The organism is Lysinibacillus capsici, from assembly GCF_003367505.1.
Taxonomy (GTDB): Bacteria; Bacillota; Bacilli; order Bacillales_A; family Planococcaceae; genus Lysinibacillus; species Lysinibacillus capsici.
Genome location: NZ_PXXX01000009.1, coordinates 333,910 through 349,690, shown reverse-complemented (window position 1 = coordinate 349,690; position 15,781 = coordinate 333,910). Strand labels below are relative to the sequence as shown.

The window sequence follows — 15,781 nt, the reverse complement described above, 5'->3', positions numbered from 1 at the left end:
TTTTTTTTTTTTTTTTTTTTTTTTTTTTTTGAGGGAATAGAGAGAGCCTATCATCTAGCTAGATTTGTAGAACGAGATGATTTTTTTGGATATTTATGTTAAATCCACTATAATGTATGTGGAGCAGGTTAGTTTATTGATTTGCTTAGAATATTTTGAGTTTCATTTATTAAAGCTTAAGGAGACAAGCATATGACGTTATATTCTGTCCTAGTGGCGAACAGTGCTTTACAAACAGTTGATTGTACAGGAATTGCTGAAATAACAGTAAGAGAATTAAAAAAATTATATCCAATTACAGAGAGTACACCAACACAGTCGTGGCATTTGATGGATGATGATGCACGAGTTTTACATGCAGCAGATGAATCAGCTTTTGAAAATTTGAATATATTTGAATGGAATAATCCACCTTATGACTTAGGGCTTTATAATGAAAAATCCTTTGTATACGGCATCGAGGGAAATTGGGGTCCTCAATTTTTAGAAGATTTTTTAAGTTATTTGAAGGAACATATACAACCAGAGCAAGGTGCTGAATTAATTAGGTTTTGGGCAGGGGATTATGATAAAAAACTAAAAATCCGTCGTATTACGATGGATGACCTTGAATTGCATCACCTTGAAAGCTTAAAGAACGAGGAATACATACGTGTCGCTTTTGTATAGCTACCTCTGAATGATGGAACTCCACATAATAAAAAGCAAAAACATAAAGCAATAGATGAAAAGGCAAATCAAGCCCTATTTCCAAATTCAGAAGATGAGGTAGAAATTTTATCAAAAGAAGAAGATGAATTATTTCAGGATAATTAATCTTAACTATCTACATGTTAGCAAGACAAAATTGATTAGCCCCATTCATAGAGTGGAAGAGGTTAGAAAATGGGATAGGTATAGTTACTCGCCATTATCAAATCCACCTCCAATAATATAGCGGTAGGTTGGAGGGAACAGATACCTAATCGAAAGCTGTCATTTTGTTTCAAAATGGCAGCTTTTTATATACAGCACAATCAATGCTCTTTACATTTAGGGATTACAACAGGAAGGTCTTTTTATTTGATGATAGATTTTGGAAGGAGTATTGTTCAAAATGTGGAATTAAAATAAAGTTCGCTAAAAAGATGCATTTTACCATCGTCGATACTCAGTTTTAGTGGTTTGGCACATCACTTTATTAATCATTACATGTTTGGAAACAGAATGAACAATAAAAGGAGAGAAAAACATGAGTATAGAAATTTTTAATGGAGAACGATCTGTAGAGAGTGTGCAATTTGAAAAATTATTGTTTTCACAAAGTAATAAAAAGAGCTTTTCTAGTATTGAAAATGCTCAACAATTTATTAAGCAAAGAGGAACAGAAAATATTCTCCCCTATGTGATTGGGGAGGATGTCAATCTTTTAAGCGATTTGAAGGAGCAAACATTCGAGGATATGCAGGTTTTTATTTTAAATGACCAAAAGTCTTCATCACAAATGGTGATTCTTTATATTCATGGTGGAGCTTGGACGAATCAACCTTTAAATTTACACTGGTTGTTCATGGATAAAATGGCACAAGCCTTAAATGCAAAAGTTATTGCGCCTATCTATCCAAAAGTCCCTCATTTTAGCTATCAAGATACGTACCCAAAGATGCTCAGCTTATATAAAGAGATTCTAGCATCTATTGAAAGCTCCAATCAATTAACCATTATAGGAGATTCAGCAGGTGGAAATATAGCACTTGGTCTAATTCAACTGTTGAAGCGAGACGGTCTGCCTCAACCACAAGATATTATTTTATTGTCGGCATGTGTTGATATGAGTTTAGAAAATCCACTTATTCAGGAATATGAAGAAAACGATCCCATGTTAGCTAGTGAAGGAATGGAAGTCATAACAAAAATATGGGCAGCTGATAAAGCTCTAAAGGATCCAATAATTAGTCCAATTTACGGCGATTTTCAAGGAGTTGGCAAGATAACTCATTTTATTGGGTCCCACGAAAGCTTATATCCAGATGCAATACAGTTTGATGAGAAGCTAACAGAACAAGGCGTTGCAATCAATACCTTTGTTTATCCTAAGATGAATCATGTGTTTGTTGTGATGCCAATCCCTGAGGCAGTGGATGCGCAACAGAAGATTATCAATATCCTAAGTAAATAATTCACAGAAAAACGTGTTTTGTCCATTCAAAACACGTTTTTTTCTATGTACATTTTTAGCAAGGTTTATTTATCTGTAGATGTTTGAAAAATAAAAGTGTCTCAAAACAATCAATCACTGCAATTGATTTGGGAAAATTTAATCAATCATTAGAGCTTACCCCCAATATTTTAAAAGCTCCCGAATATGGTGGGTGATTTTACAGCCCTACTAGTAAGTAAAAAAAGATTCTAAGTAAGCCAAATTGTACGTTTGACCCCTTTGAATAGACCTATCTAAAGGGTGTTTTTATTGTTCGCCAGAATCTTATAGATTACCACTTATTCCTTGATAACGACCAGTTGTCGATAATCCATTTACAACATGTATGGAAAAATTTATAGTGAGGCGTAGAAAGGACAGTGATCATATGAAGGTGGAAATATCGATTGACCCTACATATAAAGAACCCAAAGTAATCATTCTCACAGATAAAATGACTGATGACATTGAGCATCTTATGCAAATTATTACTACGTCAGCGGAAAGCACTTTATTAGCTTTCTCCCATAAAGGCGTTGAATTGATCGATAGTAAGGAGATCGTGCGTATTTATACAGAGCAAAAAAAGGTCTGTGTCCAAAGCATTCACGGTGTTTATACGGTACGTTTGCGTCTTTATGAGCTGGAGGAAAAGCTCAATCCTCAAATGTTTCTCCGTATTTCAAATGCTGAAATAGTCAATCGCTACATGATCAAGCATATGGACATTAGTAGAACAGGTACAATCGGAGTTGAATTGAAGAATGGCACGAAAACATACGCTTCTAGGCGTTATGTAAGCAAAATTAAGAAGCAATTAGGAATCTGAGGTGATAAATATGCGAAAAGACATTTTAACACGTATTATTGGTGGATTTTTGATCGGTATAGTAATGGGACAAATTGTGCAATTCTTTGTATCAATGGGCATAGGGCAAGGAAAATATGTTTGGGTGGTGCCAGAATTTCGTGCTTACTTTACAGATGAAATAAGTGCAATAATTACTCAAATTCTATTAACGGGTGTTATTGGCATTACCTTTGCTCTTGCTGCACTTATTTTTGAAATGGCTAGCTGGGGAATGTTGAAGCAATATTTCGTCCACTTTTTCATAACGGCAATGATTTGGATACCGATTGTAACGCTACTATGGATGCCAAAAACGATGGCTAATATTTTTTCTCTCGTAGCCAGCTTTCTCGGAACTTATATTGTGACATGGGTTTTACAATATAGATTTTCACAACGTGACATAGAAAAAATTAATGCGATTCTTACCAATCGAGGTGAAGAGCAGGATGATTAACATAAGAGATTTAACAAAGCTTTATAAAGAGCGTGTAGTCGTTAATCAATTAAATTTACAAATCCATCAAGGTGAACTTTTCGCTCTTTTAGGACAAAATGGTGCTGGCAAAACAACCACAATCAAAATGTTGTGCGGGCTCCTTTCACCTACAGAGGGGGATGCCACAATAGATGGAAAAAGCATTGTGAAAAATACACAGGCTGTAAAACAAGTTATTAATATTTCTCCTCAAGAAACGGCCGTTGCGCCTAATTTAACGGTATATGAAAATCTATTATTATTCAGTCAGATTTATGGCTACGAAAAAGAAAAAGCACAACAACAAGTATATGACAAAATGGCCTTATTCGGACTGACACCACATCAGCATGACAAGGCTAAGACACTATCTGGCGGCTACCAGCGTCGTTTAAGTGTAGCAATGGCTTTAATGTCAAACCCAAAGGTATTGTTCCTCGATGAACCGACTTTAGGGATGGACATACGAGCAAGGAATGATGTATGGAACATATTGAAGCACTTAAAAGGACATGTCACGATTATTTTGACCTCCCATTATTTAGAAGAGATAGAGGCTTTAGCTGATCGTGTAGGAATTATGCATCATGGGCAAATATGTGCACTAGGCACGATCCAACAATTGATCAGTGAAACAGGCAAGCATTCTTTAGAAGAGGTATTCTTGGAAAAAACAGAGGAGGCGTTATTGTGAGGGTAGCTGCGTTTGCAACAAGGAATCATAAAGAGATTGTCCGCGATCCAATCACTTTATTATTTGGTATAGGCTTACCAATTCTTTTATTGGGCTTATCTTCTGTTATGCAAAAAAATATGCCATTTGCTTTATATGAAATGAATAACCTAACACCGGGCGTTATTGTATTTAGTTTTTCTTTTCTCACACTGTTTTCAGGAATGTTACTAGGAAAAGATAAAAGTTCATCTTTTTTAATGAGGATTTTTGTTTCTCCTTTGTCTGCAGCTGATTACATTTTAGGGTATATGATACCTTTGCTACCAATAGCTCTGCTACAAATTTTTATTTGTTTAGCTACCGCCATGTTTTTAGGGTTGCCATTTAATAAGTCTATCCTCTTTATGATTCTTGTACTTCTAATAATTTCACCACTCTATATTAGCTGTGGATTATTATTTGGGACATTATTTACAGATAAGCAGGTAGGAGGGATATTTGCCATCTTTGTTAATGTGACAACTTGGTTAAGTGGAACATGGTTCGAATTAGATATGATTGGTGGAACATTTCAAAAGATTGCGCAGCTTTTACCTTTCATGCACGCAGTCAATGCAGCTAGGGCTATCTTACATGCAGAGTATGCGAATGTGTTTTATTCACTTATTGTTGTCATTGGTTATACAATAATTATGACAATTCTCGCTATCTTTATGTTTAAGCAGAAAATGCAAGGCAGTACAAAATGAAAAAAAGGCAGCTCCGACGTTGGGCTGCCTTTTTTATTAATCATGATTTAATGTCGCAGCGATTTCAGGTTGCTGCTCTACTTGGCGTAGCATATTAAAGGAAGCAATCGCTACTTCTACTTGATCGTCCTTCGGTTCACGAGTTGTTAGTAATTGGAGCCATAAGCCAGGGTAGCCAAGGAAGCGTAACACTGGAATATTACGGCAAGCATTTGTCGCTTGTAAGACTTCAAATGAGATCCCCAGAACAACAGGAATTAATAGAATACGATCTAAAATACGAAGCCACAGTGGATCTGTAGGCACAAAGAAATATAAAAACATCCCAACGAACACTGTGAATAATATGAAGCTACTGCCGCAACGATAGTGTAGGCGTGATTGAGCTTGAACATTTTTTACGGTAATGTCTAATCCAGCTTCATAGCAATTTATCACCTTGTGCTCTGCACCATGGTACTGAAAGACTCGTTTAATGAGGGGTGTTAACGAGATAAAATATAAATAGGCTAGCAGTAACAATAATTTAATACCGCTTTCCAGTAAAATTTGTCCCGTTTTTCCTTCAATCCATTTTGAGAAAAAATCAGCTATAAAAACAGGAATTAATGTAAAGGCAAATTTTCCAAATAGAAAGGAAAGAATACCTACTACAGCAACGCCCAGTATCATTTGAAGTTTAGAGCCTTCTTCTTTATGATCTTCCTCTTCACCAGGTGTCACATCATAGCGATCCCCAGCAAATTGCATGTGACGAGAACCTAAGCCAGCGGATTCAATTAGCGCGACAACGCCTCGTACAAATGGGATTTTTTTAAGCTTTTGTAACAAAGGTTTTTGTACTTTTTTGAAATGATAATAATCAATGGAATCATCGTTACGACGAATGGCTGTAACAGTATGTTCCTTTCCTCCGAACATCACACCCTCTAATTGTGCTTGTCCCCCGTATACAGGTGAATTGCTCAAGGCTAACACCACTCTCTTTATATATTTCAACTGTACCATTGTACTAAATTTAGTGAAAAACCTCTACCGTTACGCATAGTAAATTTTCTATATGGCTACACTAATCGTACATTTTAGGAAATAATTAGTGTGCATAAAGGAGAGGTATAGGGTGAAAGTAGCGACAATTACAGCACTTGTCAATGCGCTTGTTTTAGCGCTGTGCTTAAAAGGTTTACATTATTTCCATCTCATTAAATGGCATCCGATAGGGTTTTATAAAAAATGGAATTGGTTTGAAGAAAGCTCCAAATTATTTCAATGGACCTTTTTTATTTTTCTACTATTTATTATCGGCTTATTTTTATACATGACTATGCGCTATGTATATATCATCCCAGCTGTTTTTTCTTCCCTTTTATTAGGTCTTTTGGTGACCATCTCATTGGAATGGATTGCTTTAGATTTACCATTACAGCTTACGTCTTTTAAAAAACTGTCGATTCCCTTTATGGTGACCGTTATTTGTTTATTACGTTTCTTGCTTGAAACCGCCAATTTCCATCAGAAGGAACATACAGCACAAAAACAAAGTTGAAGGTACAAAATATCCCCTTCGTTTAAGGGGATATTTATGGCACCACTAGTTGAAATTAGTTGCTGAATGCACGGTGTATGATAAAATAAATGGCAAGTACATAGAAAGAGGCGAATAGAAGCGTGAAGTTATTATGTTTGAATGGACCGAACTTAAATCGACTTGGTAAACGAGAGCCACATATTTATGGACATGAAACATTGGATGATGTTCGAGAAAATGTTCAAAATCTTGCGGCTTCTTTAGGTGCTACAGTTGAATTTCGTCAATCCAATCATGAAGGGGTACTAGTAGATTGGGTGCATGAAGCAGAGGACGAAAAATATGATGGTATTATCTTTAATCCTGGTGCATATACCCATACAAGCATCGCATTGCATGATGCGATAGCAGGTATTTCTGTGCCAGTTATCGAAGTACATATTTCCAATATCCACAAACGTGAGGCTTTCCGACATCATTCCTATCTTGCTCCGGCCTGCCTTGGTCAAATTTGTGGACTAGGTACGAAAGGCTATGAACTGGCACTACGTACATTTATCGAGAGGGAGAATTGATTATGTTGAAATTACAAAAGCTACGTAAAGCACTTCAAGAACAAAGCATCGATGGTATTTTAATTACGAATGGGTACAACCGTCGCTATATGACAGGTTTTACAGGGACAGCAGGCGTAGCAATTGTGTCTCAAAATGATGCTGTATTTATTACAGATTTCCGTTATACAGAGCAGGCTGCTGCACAAATTCAGGACTTCCGTATTGTCAAGCATGAAGCCACAATTATTGAAGAAATTGCTACTCAAGTAAATAATATGGGTATCAAATTATTGGGCTTTGAGAAAGATACTGTAAGCTATGGCACTTATGAACTGTATAAATCGAAGATTCAAGCAGATTTAGTGCCGATTTCTGGGCTAATTGAAAAAATTCGCTTGATTAAGACGGAACAAGAGATTAATATTATTAAGGCTGCGTGTGAAATTGCAGATCACGCATTTACACATATTTTAGGCTTCATCAAGCCTGGTAAAACCGAGCTTGAAGTTTCGAATGAATTAGAATTTTTCATGCGTAAACAAGGAGCAACTCAGTCTTCGTTTGACACGATTGTTGCGTCTGGTCTTCGTTCAGCATTACCACACGGCGTTGCAACGAATAAAGTGATTGAAAAAGGCGACTTTGTTACATTAGACTTTGGTGCGCTTTATAATGGCTATATTTCGGATATTACACGTACTGTGGCTGTGGGAGAACCATCTGAAAAATTGGTAGATATGTACAATACAGTCCTTGCTTCTCAACTGTTAGCACTTGAAAAAGTGGGTCCTGGATTAACAGGTATTCAAGCGGACGCGATTGCACGTGACTACTTAAAAGAAAAAGGATATGGCGAAGCATTTGGTCATTCTTTAGGACACGGTATTGGTCTTGAAGTACATGAAGGCCCTGGCTTATCGATGCGTTCTGATACAGTGCTAGAGCCAGGTATGGCCGTGACGATTGAACCAGGTGTTTACTTACCTGGAATCGGTGGTGTCCGTATCGAGGATGATATTTTAATCACAGAAACGGGTAATGAACTACTAACACATTCGTCAAAAGAACTCATTATTTTATAAACTTTGGAGGAACACAAATGATCTCAGTAAACGATTTCCGTACAGGTCTAACAATTATTGTTGATGGCCAATTATACCGCGTGTTAGATTTCCAACACGTAAAACCAGGTAAAGGTGCTGCGTTCGTACGTTCTAAATTACGTAACCTACGTAACGGCTCAGTGAATGAAAAAACATTCCGCGCTGGTGAAAAAGTTGAAAAGGCACAAATCGATAATCGTAAAATGCAATATTTATATGCACAAGGTGACGAGCATGTATTTATGGACTTGGAATCATATGAGCAAACTGAACTAGCTTCATCTGCTATTGAGTATGAATTAAAATTCCTAAAAGAAAACATGGAAGTGCATATTCAATCTTACCAAGGTGAAATGTTAGGTGTTGAATTACCAAACACTGTTCAATTAGAAGTAACAGAAACAGAACCAGGAATCAAAGGTGATACAGCTTCTGGCGGTACAAAACCTGCTACTCTTGAAACAGGTCTAATCGTACAAGTACCATTCTTCGTTAACCAAGGTGACGTTTTAATCATTAACACGGATGAAGGTTCTTACGTTTCACGTGCATAATGATCAGCCTACTCTTTTCAATAAAGAGTAGGTTTTTATTTTTTTCTTATACATATACTGTCAAATCGTTCATTTAATGTGATAATAGATAGAAGCACTATTTAATTTTTATTGAGGTACTATCAAGTTTCTATCATCAGATAGATGGTCATTACTGGTAGAATTGTTTACAATCAGAGTAAGGAGTGAAAGGTATGCTACAAACAACATTTGATATGCGATATCCAATTATACAAGCACCAATGGCAGGCGTGACATCACCTAAATTTGTGGCGGCTTGTGCTGAGGCAGGCCTATTAGGTTCAATTGGTGCAGGTTACTTAGATGGTGAACAAACAAAGCAGTTTATTCAAGAAGTGAAGAAATTAACGACAAAGCCCTTTGCGGTCAATTTATTTGTGCAAGAAGAACCCAAAATTGATGTCGAGGTTTTACAACAAGCCAGAATGGCACTGCAACCTTTTTACGATGAATTAGGATTATCCCCTGTACAGAGCGTAACATCAAAGGAAGTTTTTGCGGGACAGGTTCAAGCTGTGATTGAAGAAAAGGTAGCAGTTTGTTCATTTACATTTGGGCTGCCATCTCCGGCTGTTCTTAAACAATTAAAAGATCATGGCGTCTATACGATTGGTACTGCAACCACATTAGAGGAAGCCATACTGGTGGAGCAAGCAGGAATGGATGCGGTTGTATTACAAGGGGGAGAGGCTGGCGGTCATCGAGGCTCTTTTACTGACCCTTTGCAATTAATTCCATTACATGACTTACTACAACAAGTAGTGGGAAAAGTTGCGATTCCGATTATAGCTGCGGGAGGCCTTGTAACCAAAGAGGATATTCAAAAGGCACTTGAAAGTGGGGCACAGGCAGTACAAATTGGTACGGCTTTACTAGTAGCAGATGAATGCGAAATTTCGCCACTCTATAAAAATGCTGTATTGGCATCAAAAGAACAACAAACGACGATTACGCTTGCATTTACTGGTAAACCAGCAAGAGGTTTAGCAAATGATTTCACGAAACGTATGGAGGATGCGACAGTAGCACCCTATCCACTACAAAATTATCTAACGACTACCATTCGTAAGGAAAGTGCTGAGCAAGGTAATGCAGAATATTTATCCATGTGGATGGGTGAAAATAGTCACCTCATACAGCAAACGGATACGGTGAAAAACATTGTGAGCAAACTATTATAATTTTTTCTCGTAGAAGATCTCTATACATCTGTATAGAGGTCTTTTTTTTTGAAGAGCGACATATATTGCTGTACACGAGGGGGCGTAGGAATGGAATTACAAGACGTATTAAGAGTTGCTGGAGTGGGACTAGTCGTTGCGCTTCTTCATGTTTTCTTTGATCAAACAGGGAAGAAGGAGTTTTCATTTTTCCTCTTTTTCATTGCTTACTTATATATGACAGCAGAATTACTTCGATTTTTACGTCTATTCTTTAATGAGATTTTAACCTTCTTCCAATGGCTTACCTCATCCGGGTAATGTGAATGGAAATTGTCATCGTCGCTGTTGTCATGCTGCTTTTATTATTGCTGATAAAAGAAGTTATACAGCCACTCCATGCGCTAATCAGTGTGATGTTTTCTTTTTTGCTTTTTGGCATGTTGTTCTCGACGCTTTTATTGCCTTTCGCCAAACAATTGTTAGAAACACTTGCGTTTTTACCTTATGCGAAGGCTATTTTAATCAGTGCAAGTATGTTCTATGTCGGGCAGTGGGTGGCATTGCTTTTGGCAGAACATAATTATAAAGTGCTCGGGAACATCGTTTTTGCTGCGGTAAAAATTGTGATTTTGCTGTATTGGTTTAAAGAATTTCTGGCTGTTCTACAGGAGGTGTCGGCCATTTTAAAAAGGCTAAACTAAGGAGCGAAGCCATTGCAGGAGCAAATATTATCGTTTTTAATCGACCCATTCTTTCTCTTGCTCAAGATGACGCTCATGCTTTGCAGCTACGTCATCATCATTTTGATTGTGAACATGCTATTACCAGAGTTTGAAAAAGGGACAAGGATACTTTTTTTTCTTATCGTTTTAGCAACAATCGGTCCTGTTGTTGTCAACTCCTTTACATTAATTGATGAAATTGCACAAGGACTAGCCCATCTATTTACGGCATTTTATCCGATTCTTACATCAAGCTTTTTATTATCCAGTAGTATTACAGCGATTGCTTCCTGGCAGCCTTTTTTACTGTTTTTTGTACAAGTCCTCACCATTATCAGTAGTAAGTGGCTTATTCCTGGCGTGCTTTTGGCCATTGTCTTTGATGTATGCAGTGTGATCGTAAAGGAAATATCCTTTACTCGAATAGCTGAATTGATTCGCTTTACAATTATGAGCATCGTGTCGGCCTCAGTTATTTGCTATGTCTTACTGATGACCGCAAGTGGTGTAGCAGCATTTAGTGTCAATGCGGCTGTAGCGGAGCCCGTGAAAAAGCTAATTGAAGAAAATATTCCAGTTGTTGGTTCTTTTATTGTGGATAGTTTTTCGATGTTTCAGCATATGACTCAATTTACATCTTCTCTTACAAGTATTAGCGCCTTTATCGCCGTCATTACGGTGTCTTTTATCCCAACCGTGCAGCTTGTAGTTAGTGCCTATTCTTTGAAAATGCTCGCTGCTATTTTAGAACCGATTGCCTTTGATGATATTTGTAGACTACTAGATCAAGTTAGCAAATCACTATTTACTTTATGTGCTGTATCATTTTTAATTGCTTTTTCATTTATGTTTTCTTGTTTTTTCCTCATTGTGTTTGTACAAGTCATGGCAGGGGGGAGATAGATTGATTCTTTTATTGGCATTGCTGTTTGTCTGTCAGATTTTTGTGTTTCTAACGGATGATAAGGAAATAATTTCACTGACAAAGTTGGTCATCACGTTAGTATTTTTGCAATTGCTATTAAAGATTCCATTTATCAATTCATAGGAAGAAACAAGCGTACATACACTTGAAAAAGAGAAGATGAAAGGAGGCAATGTACAAGTGATGTGGAAAAGACACGAAAAAAAACAACGTCATTGATGGTTTTAATTTTGATAGCTGCCTCCGTGGGAATTTTCATCATTTTACCTATGTACCAAACGAATTCAACAAGCGACAAAGGTTCACCGCTCACGAATGAAGAAAAACTTGAGCAAACCCTGAAGGCAATGGAAGGTGTTGGGAAGGTTAAAGTCTACTTTTATTATGGAGAGATGACAGATGATCAGAATGCCAATAAACTATTCAGCCAATATTTTCGAGGGACTGAACAAGGCGCGAAAAACGTGACGGGAATGCTCGTTGTGTCAGAGGGTGCTTCCGATATCTTTGTGAAAAATGAAATTCGTGCTGTCGTCAGTCAAGTGATGCAATTACCGATTCATCGAATTATTATTGTTCCAATGGAAAATAAGGAGGAAAAGTAAATGCGCGTACGTAGAAGAACAGTTTGGTTTATGACATTATTAAGTTTAGTAGCAGTCATTTCAGTGTATTATTTGGTAGATCCAGCAAAGCAATTCAATGGTCTTACTATTTTTACAGATGATACACTGCAACAAACAGCTGTCACAGGTGTTACAGATCAGGAGGCAACAAATGATATAACACAAGAAGTATCTTCACCAAGTCACTTATTTGAAGAAATGCGTATGCAGGTTAGTGATGAGAGAAGTCAGCTTCGTGAACAGTTAACACAAAAGATTGCCTCAGAAGAATATTCTGCCGAAGAAAAAAATGAGGCATATAATGAAATGGATGGCCTTATTAAACGTGAATCAGCTGAAGCTATGCTTGAGATGCTCGTAAAATCATTAGGCTACTCTGATGCGTTTGTTCGTGCTGAGGGAGAAAAAGTGTCGGTGACAGTGATGGCAGAGGAATTGTCAAAAGCCCAAGCAAACGAAATTATTTATCTGGTAAAAACAGAGATGGAAGGCGCAAATGATGTGCAAGTCAAGTTCAGTGCAAATAATTATTAAAAAATAAAGAAAAAAATAAATTTTTAGTTAATTATTAAAAGGTTGTTATATATCAGCTTCATGAAAAGGCTTTCGCTTAGTAAAGGAAAGCCTTTTATTTTGTTCATATTTACTTAATTTTCATTTAACTATTTCAAATTGATACGAAAAAATATAGAATAGTTATTGTAGTAGATTTTAATTCATAAGGAGAGTTAGAAATGTTCAAAATTCAAGAAATTCGTGAAATTATCAAATTAGTGGATTCTTCTTCTATTGACGAGTTTGTGTATGAAGTAGATGGCGCAAAAGTAAAACTTAAAAAGAATAATGTTGTTGTTACAGAAACTGTAGCACCTAAAAAAGAAGTAGTAGCCCCTGTTGTACAACAATCTGCACCAGCAGAAGCTCCAGCAGTAACACCTGCACCAGCGAAAGAAGAAGCGCCAGCACCAGCTGCAGCGGCACCATCAGTTAACGACCCATCGTTACATAAAATTGTATCTCCAATGGTCGGTACTTTCTATCAAGCACCAAACCCAGATTCTCCTGCTTACGTAAAAGTGGGTGACAAAGTAGGGGACGAAACAATCGTATGTATCGTAGAAGCAATGAAATTATTCAACGAAATCGAAGCAGAAGTGCAAGGGGAAATCGTTGAAATTTTAGTTAAAGATGGCGACTTAGTAGAGTACGGCCAACCATTATTCCTTGTAAAAGCTGAGTAAGGAGTGCAAAACAAATGAAAAAAGTTTTAATTGCAAACCGCGGCGAAATCGCTGTGCGTATCATTCGTGCTTGTAAAGAGTTAGGCATTCAATCGGTTGCTGTGTACTCTGAAGCAGATGCTGACGCATTACATGTGAAGTTAGCAGACGAAGCTTATTGCATCGGACCGAAGCTATCAAAAGATTCTTATCTTAGCTTCCCAGCGCTACTTAGCGTAGCTGAAAAGACAGGTGCTGATGGCATCCACCCAGGATATGGCTTCGTATCAGAAAACGCTGATTTTGCTGAAGCTTGTGAAAACGCTGGCATTAAATTTATCGGTCCATCATCTGATTCTATTAAAATTATGGGCATCAAGGACGTTGCACGTACAACAATGGAAGCAGCAGGCGTTCCACTTGTTCCAGGTACTGGTATTGTACCAGATATCGAAACTGGTAAAGAATGGGCTGCTAAAATTGGTTACCCTGTCATCATCAAAGCAACTGCTGGTGGTGGCGGTAAAGGAATCCGTGTAGCACGTACAGAAGAAGATCTTGTAAAAGGTATTGAAATTACGCAAAAAGAGGCTGCTGCAGCATTCGGTAACCCTGGCGTATATTTAGAGAAATTTATCGAGTACTTCCGTCACTGTGAAATCCAAGTTTTAGCAGATGGCTACGGTAACGTGGTGCATTTAGGCGAACGTGACTGTACGGTTCAACGTCGTATGCAGAAGTTAGTAGAGGAAGCTCCATCTCCAGCCCTATCCTCTGAGCGTCGTGCTGAAATGGGTGCAGCTGCAGTAAAAGCGGCACAAGCATGTAACTATGAAGGTGCTGGCACAATCGAGTTTATCTATGACTATCAAGAGGACAAGTTCTACTTCATGGAAATGAACACTCGTATTCAGGTTGAGCACCCAGTAACAGAAATGATTTCTGGTGTAGATCTTGTACAACAACAATTAAAAATTGCATCTGGTGAGAAGCTTCCATTCACACAAGATGATATAAAATTAAATGGTTGGGCGATTGAATGCCGTATTAACGCAGAAAATGCCTATAAAAACTTCATGCCTTCAGCAGGAACTGTTGATACGTATATAACACCAGGTGGCTATGGTGTACGTATTGATTCTGCTGTCTATGCGGGCTATACAATCCCACCATATTACGATTCAATGGTAGCAAAACTAATTGTTCATGCGGATACACGTGAAGAAGCGATTGCGAAAATGAACCGCGCCTTAAGTGAATTCGAAGTATCTGGTCCTGGAATCAATACAACTATTCCATTCCACCAAGCACTCATGAACAATGACGTCTTCAAATCAGCACAATTCAATACGAAGTTCCTTGAAGAGAACGATGTATTGGGTGTAGCAGAAAAAGTTAAGTAAGCGTTCGCAAGTTTAAACCTCCTAGCTATTATTAGTTAGGAGGTTTTTTATGTTTAAAAAATAAGCAGAGCTTAGGCATATGACTTCGCAGGAAAATTTCCAAACTTGAGCATTTCAACATGGATGCAACTAGCATTTTATGACACGAAGGCTTGAAATAAAGAAGTAAAATAATTTATTATCTTTTTGTATAAAAAAAGAATCTTTTTTATACAAAAAGATTCTTTTGACTATTGGTTAAAATTATGATAAATTTAAATTGTAAAAAATAAATCATTTAAGGGGTAGATAATATGTCAAATGATTCTATTGTTTTGGAGCTTTTTGGGAGAGTTCAAATGTTAGAGCAAAAAGTTAAATTCTTAGAAGGAAAATTAGAAAGTCAGGAGTTTGTTTCTGAAGAGGGAGATGAAGAATCAACGAAACAAACTTTAGTTACGAGAGCTCATTCTAGAGATTATGTAGCAGATAGGTTACAACAAGAAAATCCTCAATTTAGTATAAGAAAAGCCAATCGTGAAGAAGGATCAGGATTAGTATTAACCGATGAAAAAGGTAAGAAATTATTACTTAAATATTATTACAGTAAAAGTTTCTTAGAATTTCCTTCTGGATGGCACACGGTAGATATTAGTGATATAGAGAATAATAGTTTTGATATGTATGTTTTTAATGTTTCTTATCAAGAAGAGTATTTTGTTTTCTTCTTTACTAAAGAAGAATTAAAGTCGTATGTTACTCATAAAAAGCTTAATTCTGGAACGAAATACTATTTTTATTTCCGTAATGAGAACGGTAAAATTATTGAAGTAAGAGATGATGAGAGAGATGTTTCAATGTATTACGACAGATGGGATCTTCCTAGTAAATTAGTGTAAGCTGTAAATAGCCACTTGTATTAATGAGTTTCTTATCATAATATAAATGCCTTCTAACTCTTAGTTAGGAGGCTTTTTATTTTAAATATAAGCAGCGCTAGGTTATTGTTGTGAATTTTGGGTACTGAATATGATAGTTGGAACTTTAT

At 37.0% G+C, this 15,781-nt stretch carries 21 protein-coding genes; 20 read left to right on the top strand and 1 reads right to left on the bottom strand.

Annotated elements, in window-relative coordinates; genetic code table 11:
- The first annotated feature begins 192 nt into the window (after positions 1–192).
- The 6 genes from C7B89_RS07135 to C7B89_RS07110 all read left to right on the top strand — a co-directional run bounded on the left by C7B89_RS07135 (position 193) and on the right by C7B89_RS07110 (position 4,932).
- A complete protein-coding gene (locus tag C7B89_RS07135; protein ID WP_054549155.1) occupies positions 193–669 on the top strand; it encodes a hypothetical protein in 477 nt (158 codons plus the stop codon).
- Between the two features lie 562 nt (positions 670–1,231).
- Positions 1,232–2,158 (top strand): alpha/beta hydrolase fold domain-containing protein, encoded by a 927-nt coding sequence (locus tag C7B89_RS07130; protein ID WP_115673390.1) that lies wholly within the window; start codon positions 1,232–1,234, stop codon positions 2,156–2,158.
- 409 nt (positions 2,159–2,567) lie between these two features.
- Complete coding sequence (locus C7B89_RS07125) at positions 2,568–3,008, top strand: LytTR family DNA-binding domain-containing protein (RefSeq protein ID WP_004231099.1); 441 nt, start codon at positions 2,568–2,570, stop codon at positions 3,006–3,008.
- A 10-nt stretch (positions 3,009–3,018) separates the two neighbouring features.
- The gene (locus C7B89_RS07120) at positions 3,019–3,486 is read left to right on the top strand and encodes a DUF3021 domain-containing protein (RefSeq protein WP_048392282.1); all 468 of its coding nucleotides are present in this window, start codon (positions 3,019–3,021) and stop codon (positions 3,484–3,486) included.
- A complete protein-coding gene (locus C7B89_RS07115) occupies positions 3,479–4,201 on the top strand; it encodes an ABC transporter ATP-binding protein (RefSeq protein WP_115673389.1) in 723 nt (240 codons plus the stop codon). Before C7B89_RS07120 ends, C7B89_RS07115 begins: the two co-directional genes overlap by 8 nt.
- Positions 4,198–4,932 carry an ABC transporter permease gene (locus C7B89_RS07110; protein ID WP_115673388.1) on the top strand — a complete coding sequence of 245 codons (735 nt, stop codon included), beginning with the start codon at positions 4,198–4,200 and terminating at the stop codon, positions 4,930–4,932. Before C7B89_RS07115 ends, C7B89_RS07110 begins: the two co-directional genes overlap by 4 nt.
- A 36-nt stretch (positions 4,933–4,968) precedes the next feature.
- Here the strand turns inward: C7B89_RS07110 and C7B89_RS07105 are convergent, their stop codons facing one another.
- Complete coding sequence (locus C7B89_RS07105) at positions 4,969–5,940, bottom strand: DUF1385 domain-containing protein (RefSeq protein ID WP_048392285.1); 972 nt, start codon at positions 5,938–5,940, stop codon at positions 4,969–4,971.
- Positions 5,941–6,052: 112 nt separating this feature from the next.
- On the opposite strand from C7B89_RS07105, the gene C7B89_RS07100 reads away from it, so the two are divergent.
- The 14 genes from C7B89_RS07100 to C7B89_RS07040 all read left to right on the top strand — a co-directional run bounded on the left by C7B89_RS07100 (position 6,053) and on the right by C7B89_RS07040 (position 15,632).
- The gene (locus C7B89_RS07100; protein ID WP_048392286.1) at positions 6,053–6,478 is read left to right on the top strand and encodes a hypothetical protein; all 426 of its coding nucleotides are present in this window, start codon (positions 6,053–6,055) and stop codon (positions 6,476–6,478) included.
- Positions 6,479–6,600: 122 nt separating this feature from the next.
- The gene (gene aroQ, locus C7B89_RS07095) at positions 6,601–7,035 is read left to right on the top strand and encodes a type II 3-dehydroquinate dehydratase (protein WP_004231111.1); all 435 of its coding nucleotides are present in this window, start codon (positions 6,601–6,603) and stop codon (positions 7,033–7,035) included.
- Positions 7,036–7,037: 2 nt separating this feature from the next.
- The gene (locus tag C7B89_RS07090; RefSeq protein WP_081010950.1) at positions 7,038–8,099 is read left to right on the top strand and encodes a M24 family metallopeptidase; all 1,062 of its coding nucleotides are present in this window, start codon (positions 7,038–7,040) and stop codon (positions 8,097–8,099) included.
- Between the two features lie 17 nt (positions 8,100–8,116).
- Entirely contained in the window at positions 8,117–8,674 is a 558-nt protein-coding gene (efp, locus tag C7B89_RS07085) for an elongation factor P (RefSeq protein WP_004231115.1), read from the top strand.
- Between the two features lie 194 nt (positions 8,675–8,868).
- A complete protein-coding gene (locus tag C7B89_RS07080; protein ID WP_048392287.1) occupies positions 8,869–9,876 on the top strand; it encodes an NAD(P)H-dependent flavin oxidoreductase in 1,008 nt (335 codons plus the stop codon).
- 90 nt (positions 9,877–9,966) lie between these two features.
- Positions 9,967–10,176, top strand: coding sequence for a hypothetical protein (locus C7B89_RS07075; protein ID WP_012295089.1), 210 nt, complete (start codon positions 9,967–9,969; stop codon positions 10,174–10,176).
- A 5-nt stretch (positions 10,177–10,181) separates the two neighbouring features.
- Positions 10,182–10,559, top strand: a complete 378-nt coding sequence (locus tag C7B89_RS07070; RefSeq protein WP_016994741.1) for a hypothetical protein — start codon at positions 10,182–10,184, stop codon at positions 10,557–10,559.
- Positions 10,560–10,571: 12 nt separating this feature from the next.
- Positions 10,572–11,483 (top strand): stage III sporulation protein AE, encoded by a 912-nt coding sequence (locus tag C7B89_RS07065; protein ID WP_004231121.1) that lies wholly within the window; start codon positions 10,572–10,574, stop codon positions 11,481–11,483.
- A gap of 1 nt (position 11,484) precedes the next feature.
- The gene (locus C7B89_RS23020) at positions 11,485–11,628 is read left to right on the top strand and encodes a hypothetical protein (RefSeq protein WP_004231124.1); all 144 of its coding nucleotides are present in this window, start codon (positions 11,485–11,487) and stop codon (positions 11,626–11,628) included.
- 62 nt (positions 11,629–11,690) lie between these two features.
- Positions 11,691–12,110, top strand: coding sequence for a hypothetical protein (locus C7B89_RS07060; RefSeq protein WP_115673387.1), 420 nt, complete (start codon positions 11,691–11,693; stop codon positions 12,108–12,110).
- The gene (locus tag C7B89_RS07055) at positions 12,111–12,665 is read left to right on the top strand and encodes a SpoIIIAH-like family protein (RefSeq protein WP_004231131.1); all 555 of its coding nucleotides are present in this window, start codon (positions 12,111–12,113) and stop codon (positions 12,663–12,665) included.
- Between the two features lie 200 nt (positions 12,666–12,865).
- Positions 12,866–13,372: an acetyl-CoA carboxylase biotin carboxyl carrier protein gene (gene accB / locus C7B89_RS07050; protein ID WP_004231133.1), complete on the top strand. Its 507-nt coding sequence runs from the start codon at positions 12,866–12,868 to the stop codon at positions 13,370–13,372.
- Positions 13,373–13,386: 14 nt separating this feature from the next.
- Positions 13,387–14,754: an acetyl-CoA carboxylase biotin carboxylase subunit gene (gene accC, locus C7B89_RS07045; RefSeq protein ID WP_004231135.1), complete on the top strand. Its 1,368-nt coding sequence runs from the start codon at positions 13,387–13,389 to the stop codon at positions 14,752–14,754.
- Positions 14,755–15,047: 293 nt separating this feature from the next.
- The gene (locus C7B89_RS07040) at positions 15,048–15,632 is read left to right on the top strand and encodes a hypothetical protein (protein ID WP_115673386.1); all 585 of its coding nucleotides are present in this window, start codon (positions 15,048–15,050) and stop codon (positions 15,630–15,632) included.
- Positions 15,633–15,781: the final 149 nt, after the last annotated feature.

Bases quoted from the DNA above. Each gene is read 5' to 3' on its own strand.
- C7B89_RS07135 (WP_054549155.1), top strand. From the start codon at position 193: ATGACGTTATATTCTGTCCTAGTGGCGAACAGTGCTTTACAAACAGTT.
- C7B89_RS07130 (WP_115673390.1), top strand. From the start codon at position 1,232: ATGAGTATAGAAATTTTTAATGGAGAACGATCTGTAGAGAGTGTGCAA.
- C7B89_RS07125 (WP_004231099.1), top strand. From the start codon at position 2,568: ATGAAGGTGGAAATATCGATTGACCCTACATATAAAGAACCCAAAGTA.
- C7B89_RS07120 (WP_048392282.1), top strand. From the start codon at position 3,019: ATGCGAAAAGACATTTTAACACGTATTATTGGTGGATTTTTGATCGGT.
- C7B89_RS07115 (WP_115673389.1), top strand. From the start codon at position 3,479: ATGATTAACATAAGAGATTTAACAAAGCTTTATAAAGAGCGTGTAGTC.
- C7B89_RS07105 (WP_048392285.1), bottom strand. From the start codon at position 5,940: ATGGTACAGTTGAAATATATAAAGAGAGTGGTGTTAGCCTTGAGCAAT.
- C7B89_RS07090 (WP_081010950.1), top strand. From the start codon at position 7,038: ATGTTGAAATTACAAAAGCTACGTAAAGCACTTCAAGAACAAAGCATC.
- efp (WP_004231115.1), top strand. From the start codon at position 8,117: ATGATCTCAGTAAACGATTTCCGTACAGGTCTAACAATTATTGTTGAT.
- C7B89_RS07080 (WP_048392287.1), top strand. From the start codon at position 8,869: ATGCTACAAACAACATTTGATATGCGATATCCAATTATACAAGCACCA.
- C7B89_RS07075 (WP_012295089.1), top strand. From the start codon at position 9,967: ATGGAATTACAAGACGTATTAAGAGTTGCTGGAGTGGGACTAGTCGTT.
- C7B89_RS07070 (WP_016994741.1), top strand. From the start codon at position 10,182: ATGGAAATTGTCATCGTCGCTGTTGTCATGCTGCTTTTATTATTGCTG.
- C7B89_RS07055 (WP_004231131.1), top strand. From the start codon at position 12,111: ATGCGCGTACGTAGAAGAACAGTTTGGTTTATGACATTATTAAGTTTA.
- accB (WP_004231133.1), top strand. From the start codon at position 12,866: ATGTTCAAAATTCAAGAAATTCGTGAAATTATCAAATTAGTGGATTCT.
- accC (WP_004231135.1), top strand. From the start codon at position 13,387: ATGAAAAAAGTTTTAATTGCAAACCGCGGCGAAATCGCTGTGCGTATC.
- C7B89_RS07040 (WP_115673386.1), top strand. From the start codon at position 15,048: ATGTCAAATGATTCTATTGTTTTGGAGCTTTTTGGGAGAGTTCAAATG.